Source organism: Streptomyces sp. NPDC059695, assembly GCF_042733785.1.
In the GTDB taxonomy this organism is placed as follows: domain Bacteria; phylum Actinomycetota; class Actinomycetes; order Streptomycetales; family Streptomycetaceae; genus Streptomyces.
In genome coordinates, this window is record NZ_JBHWFF010000011.1 from 204,263 (window position 1) to 210,330 (window position 6,068).

The following is a 6,068-nucleotide window of genomic DNA, read 5'->3' on the forward strand; positions in this document are numbered from 1 at the left end:
CGGGGGGCCCCGGTCCGTGCGGCGTGTGAGCGGGGGGGGGGGGGGGCGGGGGCTTTTCGCCGGGGGGGGCCCCCCGCGGCTCGCGGCCGCCGTGCCCCCCCCGGGGCCCCCCCGCCCCCCATTTCGTGTTCCAGGAGCCACCCGAATCCCTGCGACTCTCCCGCACCACGAACCGATCGCTCGACATTCCCGCAGGTCAGGGCAGCCATCCTGCCAGGGCGTCACCCTGACCCCACCCCCACCCTTGCGATTGGCGCCACAGTGGTGCCATCATGACGTCATGGACCTCACCCCGTATGTCGACAACCTCCGCCGCGAACTCGCGGTGGCCGCCGAGGCCGGCGGCGACGAGGCCCGCGAGCTGGCGGAGCGGCTCACCGCACCGCTGGAGTCGGCGGCCCGGCTGACCATGCTCAACGTGCTCTCCGCCGCGACGGACGAGATCACCCGCGAACTCGCGCCCGGGTCGGTCGACGTACGGCTCCGGGGTCTCGACCCCGACTTCCTGGTGACGCTCCCGCCCGCCGACAGCGCCCCCGTGGAACCGGGCGCCGCCGGCGAACCACTCCCGGCCCCGGCTCCCACCGAGGGCGACGAGGGCGGCACCGCCCGCGTGAACCTGCGCCTGCCGGCCCACCTGAAGACCCGCGCCGAGGAGGCCGCGGCCCGCGAGGGCCTGTCGGTGAACGCCTGGCTGGTGCGGGCCGTGTCGGCGGCGGTCGGCGGCAACACCCGGCCGCGTACGCCGGAGAAGTCCCCGAGCGCCGGACAGAGCATCACCGGCTGGGTGCGCTGACCGCACCCCACCGGCACCACCCCACGTCATCACGTCCCCCCTGCGGGGACGATCCGAAGACCCAAGAGGACGGGACAGCCATGCCTTCCTTCGACACGCCCGAACCGATCTCGGTCACCGCCTACGTCTACGCCGGCTCCCTCCAGTTCACCGCGAGCGACCGTCCCGACACCGTCGTCGAGGTCCGGCCCCGCGCGCCCAGGAAGGACCTGGACGTCCGGGCGGCCGACCAGACCGAGGTCACCTACGCCGGCGGCGTCCTCACCATCACCACGCCCAAGGCCAGTCTGCTCGGCCGCGGCGGCACCGTCGACGTGACGGTGGAGCTGCCCGCCGGATCGCACGTCGACATGACCGGCACGGGAGCCGGCCTGATCGGCGAGGGCCGGCTCGGCGAGGTCCGCGTGAAGACCTCGGCCGGCGACGTCCGCCTCGACACCACCGGACCCCTCCACCTGACCGCGTCGCACGGCCAGAGCACCGTGGAACGGGTCGAGGGCGCCGCCGAGATCACCAGCAGCAGCGGAAACCTCCGCGTCGGCCTCATCGACGGGCACGCCGTCCTGAAGAACTCGCACGGCGCCACGACCGTCGGCACCGTGACCGGCGAACTGCGCGTCAGCGGCGCCAACGGCAGCATCGACATCGCACGCGCCGAGTCGTCGGTCACCGGCACCACCACCAACGGCGCCCTGCGCATCGCCGAGGTGTCCCGCGGCGAGGTCCAGCTCGAGACCTCCAACGGCTCCATCGAGGTCGGCATCCGCTCGGGCACCGCCGCCTGGCTGGACGTCAGCTCCCACCGCGGGCACGTGCGGAACACCCTCGCCGCCTCCGACGCCCCCGAGCCGGCCGAGGAGACCGTCAAGGTCCGCGCCAGGAGCAACTGGGGCAACATCGACATCCGCCGCGCCAAGGCCTGAGCACCCCCCGCCCGGCCCCCTTCCCTGTCACCCCGCACCCTTCCCCCGCGACCGGGACCGGGACCGGGACCATGAACGACCCCACGACCGGGCGCGGGTCACCCTTCACTCCCCCGAGTCGATGTCAGATGATGTTCGATATCGTTTGACGTCCGAGGGGTGAAGGGAGCACGGGATGCTTGCGGAGGACCGCCAGCGCGCGATCGTCGACGCGGTGCGGGAGCGGGGATCGGTCAGGATCAGCGAACTCGCCGAGGAGCTGAACGTGGCCGCCGTCACCGTGCGCGGCGACGTGCGCGAACTGGCTCGGCGGGGCGAGGTCACGCGCGTGCACGGCGGGGTCGCCCGGCCCTCCGGGCGGACGCGGGAGCTCCCCTCGGCACCTGCGGCCGGCGGAGAGGCCGCGCGGGACGAGGAGGCGACAGCGGGGCTCCCTGCCCGCGGGGCCGCGCGGACGTACGGCCTGGGCATGGTCGTCCCGCACTCGTCGTACTACTACCCGGAGGTCGTCGGAGGCGCGAAGGCCGCCGCGGCGTCCTTCGGCGCGACGCTCACCGTGGAGGTGTCGCAGAACGCCTTCGCCGAGAAGGCCCTGGTGGCCAGGATGCTCCGGGCGGGCGTCGACGGGCTGGTCCTGACGACGGCCGACGACCCGCGCACCTCGCCGGACACCGAGGCCTGGCTCAGGGGACTGCCCGTCCCCGTGGTCCTCGCCGAGCGCCGGACCGGACTCGACAGCGGCACGGTCGAGCACGTCGCCACCCATCACGAGTACGGCGCCCTGCTCGCCCTGCGCCATCTGACCGCGCTGGGCCGCGGCCGCATCGCGCTGATGCAGTTCCCCACGCTGACCTCCCCGATGCTGGAGACCGGCTACCGGCAGGCACTGGCCGCGCTGGACCTGGAGCCCTGCCCGCCGGAGGTCCCGGGCGCCCTGTCGGAGAACGACCCCGCCGACCTCGACGAGCAGTGCGCGCGGCTGGTGCGCTGTGTGAAGGAGGGCCTGGTCGACGCGGTCCTCGTCCACAACGACTCGATCGCCCTGCCGCTGGTGAGCCGGCTCCAGGCGGCGGGCGTCCGCGTCCCCGACGACCTGGCCGTCGTCACGTACGACGACGAGCTGGCCGCCCTCGCCGACCCCCCGCTCACCGCCGTCGCGCCCCCCAGGCGCGCGGTGGGCGCCGAGGCCGTCGAGCTGCTCGTCAGACGGCTCGACGACCCCGCCCGGCCGGCCCATCACCTGATGCTGCGTCCCGCCCTGAACGTCCGGGGCTGACCGGGCGGGTGCGCGACGGGCACGAGGCCCGTCAGCGCACCCGTCCCCGGGCCTTGAGGGGGGTCGGCGGGACCTCCGGCGCGTCGAGGCGGTCGCCGTCGTAGCCCTTCACCTCGCCGAAGCGGTCGCCCTTCGTCCAGGCCTCTCTCGCTTCCCGGATCTCCTCGTCCGTGCGGCCCACGAAGTTCCACCACATGACGATCTCCTCCTCGAAGGGCTCGCCGCCGAGGAGCATCAGGCCCGCGTCCGAGACGGCCCGGAGCGGGAGTTCGGTACGGCCGCAGCCGAGGTAGAGCATGGAGCCGGGCAGGACGGGGACGCCGTCGACGTGCGCCTCCCCGGACATGGCGAGCACCGCGTACTCGAAGTCCGGCTCCAGCGGCAGGCTCGTCGTGGTCCCGGCCGCGAGGGCGAGGTCCGCGCCGACGAGCGGGGTGTACGTGGTGCCGGGCGAGGCGGCGCCGTCGAGCGCGCCGAGGATCACCGTGGCGGTGAGGCCCCGCGCGGTGACCCGGGGCAGCTCCGCGTGGTGCTCGAAGTGCGGCTCGACGTGCCGGTGGGCGTCGGGCAGGGCGACCCAGAGCTGCGCGCCGTGCAGGAAGCGGGCGTGCGGCCGGGGGCTCTCCTCCGAGTGGGAGATCGCCCGGCCGGAGGTCATGAGGCCCAGCTCGCGCGGGCGGACGGTCTGGAGGCTGCCGGTGGAGTCGCGGTGCAGCACCTCGCCCTCGTGGAGCCAGCTGACGGTCTGCAGACCCATGTGCGGGTGCGGCGGGACCTGCATCCCGGGCTCGTCGGCGATGTCGTCGGGGCCGTAGTGGTCGACGAAGGCCCACGCGCCGATCATGCGACGGCCCAGGTTCGGGAGCAGTCGCCGGACCTCGGTCGACTCGCCGAGCTGGACGCGGCGGGGGCTGAGGAGCTCCCGTACCGGTTCGGCGACGACGAAGCCGCGACCGCCGCACACGGTCAGCGCGGCCTGGCGATCGAGATTGCTCATGGCACTCAACCCATCCTTGGTGGAATGTTCAACTAACCGGCGGTGTTGTGCTGGTCGACCACCCCCCAGGGTGGCAGATCCGGAGCTCTGGAAAGGGAGAGCAAGTGAGCGACACGTACTACGAGTTCGGAACGGCCGGGGAACGCTGGGACCGGGCGCGCCTGTTCTTCGACGCCAAGGAGTACGGAACCGCCGTCCGCATCCTGCGCGGCCTCGTCGCCGAGCACCCGGACCAGACGGCCCAGCGGCTCCTCCTCGCCCGCGCCTACTACCACTCCGCGCAGCTCGGGCACGCCGAGACGGAGCTGCGCGCCGTCCTGGAGCGCGACCCGGTCGAGCACTACGCCCGGCTGATGCTGGGGCGCACCCTGGAGCGCCAGGGCCGCCCGGACGAGGCCGCGCCGCACCTGCGGATGGCCGCCGCCATGTCGGGCGAGACGCTGTCCTGACCGCGGGGACGAGCTCCACCCGGAGCTCGTCCCGGGGCCCGTACGGGGCTTTCCCCCAGGCCGTACGGGGCTTTCCCCCGGGCCCGTACGGGGCTTTCCCCCGGACCCGAACGGGGGGGGCGTTTCCCGGGCCCGTCGGGGGCGCGCGTCGGGCCCGTCCTGGGCAGCTTCCGGGCCCTTCGGAGACTTTCCCCGGCCCCTCGGGGCGCGCGTCGGGCCCGTCCGGGGTATTTCCCTGGCCCCTCGGGGTGCGGGCCCGGCCCGGCCGACGCGTGGCCGATACCCCCGCACGGTATATTCGCGGCCAGGAGGTCCTGGCTGTGCGTACACACCGAGCGGAACGCGGTGGGCCGGCGGGAGGTGCCGTGACGCACCTCCTGCTCGTCGGCGTGCTCGCGCTCGGGGTGTTCCTGATGCACGCCGTGGGCCACCCCGAGGGCTCCGGCGGCGGCACGGCCACCGTCTCCACCGCACACCACGGCGCCCTCGCGCAGGCCCCTTCCCCGCACGACGGCGGGGACGCCGCCGCCCGGCACGAGCCGGGCGCGGCGACGGACATGACCACCCTGTGCGTGGCCGTCCTCGGCGCCTGGCTGCTCGCGGGACTCGTCCGGGCCGCGCTCGGTCGCCGCCCCGACTGGCTCACGCTCCTCCTCGCGCGGCTCACGCCCGCGCTCGGCCCGCACGCCCCGCCGCGCCGGCCACCCGACCTCGCCCAGCTGTCCGTCCTGCGGATCTAGGCCGTACCCCGCCACCCCGGGCGCCTCGTGCTGCCCGTGAACGCTTCGGCCCACCCCTTTCCGTACCCGTACTCCGTACGGACGAACAGCACCCGAGGAATCACCCACATGCGTGCCTTCACCTCTCGCACCACCCGGAAGTTCGCCCTCGCCGCCGCCGTCGCCGCGACCGGTCTCCTGCTCGCCGCCTGCGGCACCGAGGACGGCACGAGCGGCATGGACCACGGCGGCGCCTCCGCGTCCGCCACCGCGCCGGGCGCCGGCGCCGAGGCCGGAGCGCCCGGCGCCTTCAACGACGCGGACGTGACGTTCGCGCAGATGATGATCCCCCACCACGAGCAGGCCCTGGAGATGGCGGAGCTCGCCGACGGCCGGGCCGAGGACCCCGAGGTCAAGAAGCTGGTCGCCGCGATCGAGCGGGCCCAGGACCCGGAGATCCGGAAGATGAGGGCCTGGCTGAAGGGCTGGGGCCGGCCGGAGTCCGCCGAGGGTCACGGCGCGGGACACACCATGTCCGGAATGATGTCCGACCAGGACATGAAGGACCTCGCCGCCGTCAAGGGGAAGGCCTTCGACCGGAAGTTCGCCGAGCTGATGATCGCCCACCACGACGGCGCCGTCTCCATGGCGGGGGACGAGCAGCGGGACGGCCGCAACGCCACGGCCGTGAAGCTCGCCGACGACGTCGTGCGGACCCAGTCCGCGGAGGTCGCCCAGCTGCGGAAGATCCTCGACCGGCTCTGATCCGGCCCGATCGACACGGCATCCCGGGCGGGGGGGGGGGCCGCGCGGGGCGGCGCGCCCCCCCCCCCCCCCCCCCCGAGCGCCGCGCCAAACGCGTCGCGGGCTCCGAGCCCCGCGCGCCCCGCGCGCGCGCGCGCGCGCGC

Annotated in this window: 7 protein-coding genes; 6 read left to right on the forward strand and 1 reads right to left on the reverse strand. The window is 74.6% G+C overall.

All coding sequences use genetic code 11. The annotated features are described in order from the left end of the window. The first annotated feature begins 280 nt into the window (after window positions 1-280). The 3 genes from ACFV2S_RS16475 to ACFV2S_RS16485 all read left to right on the forward strand — a co-directional run bounded on the left by ACFV2S_RS16475 (window position 281) and on the right by ACFV2S_RS16485 (window position 2,995). On the forward strand, window positions 281-796 hold the full coding sequence (locus ACFV2S_RS16475) for a toxin-antitoxin system HicB family antitoxin (RefSeq protein WP_385558845.1): 516 nt from the start codon (window positions 281-283) through the stop codon (window positions 794-796). A gap of 80 nt (window positions 797-876) precedes the next feature. After that, window positions 877-1,719 (forward strand): DUF4097 domain-containing protein, encoded by an 843-nt coding sequence (locus ACFV2S_RS16480; protein WP_385558848.1) that lies wholly within the window; start codon window positions 877-879, stop codon window positions 1,717-1,719. A gap of 175 nt (window positions 1,720-1,894) precedes the next feature. Further along, window positions 1,895-2,995 (forward strand): substrate-binding domain-containing protein, encoded by a 1,101-nt coding sequence (locus ACFV2S_RS16485; RefSeq protein WP_385558851.1) that lies wholly within the window; start codon window positions 1,895-1,897, stop codon window positions 2,993-2,995. 31 nt (window positions 2,996-3,026) lie between these two features. On the opposite strand, the gene ACFV2S_RS16490 is transcribed toward ACFV2S_RS16485, so the two are convergent. Next, window positions 3,027-3,992 carry a pirin family protein gene (locus tag ACFV2S_RS16490; RefSeq protein ID WP_385558854.1) on the reverse strand — a complete coding sequence of 322 codons (966 nt, stop codon included), beginning with the start codon at window positions 3,990-3,992 and terminating at the stop codon, window positions 3,027-3,029. Window positions 3,993-4,096: 104 nt separating this feature from the next. Here ACFV2S_RS16490 and ACFV2S_RS16495 point away from each other — a divergent pair, with 104 nt between their 5' ends. From ACFV2S_RS16495 to ACFV2S_RS16505, 3 genes are all read left to right on the forward strand, one after another. Next, window positions 4,097-4,441, forward strand: coding sequence for a tetratricopeptide repeat protein (locus ACFV2S_RS16495; RefSeq protein WP_383801681.1), 345 nt, complete (start codon window positions 4,097-4,099; stop codon window positions 4,439-4,441). A 365-nt stretch (window positions 4,442-4,806) separates the two neighbouring features. Beyond that, the gene (locus tag ACFV2S_RS16500; protein ID WP_385558858.1) at window positions 4,807-5,181 is read left to right on the forward strand and encodes a DUF6153 family protein; all 375 of its coding nucleotides are present in this window, start codon (window positions 4,807-4,809) and stop codon (window positions 5,179-5,181) included. A gap of 108 nt (window positions 5,182-5,289) precedes the next feature. Then, on the forward strand, window positions 5,290-5,925 hold the full coding sequence (locus ACFV2S_RS16505; protein ID WP_385558861.1) for a DUF305 domain-containing protein: 636 nt from the start codon (window positions 5,290-5,292) through the stop codon (window positions 5,923-5,925). The last annotated feature ends 143 nt before the right edge of the window (window positions 5,926-6,068 follow it).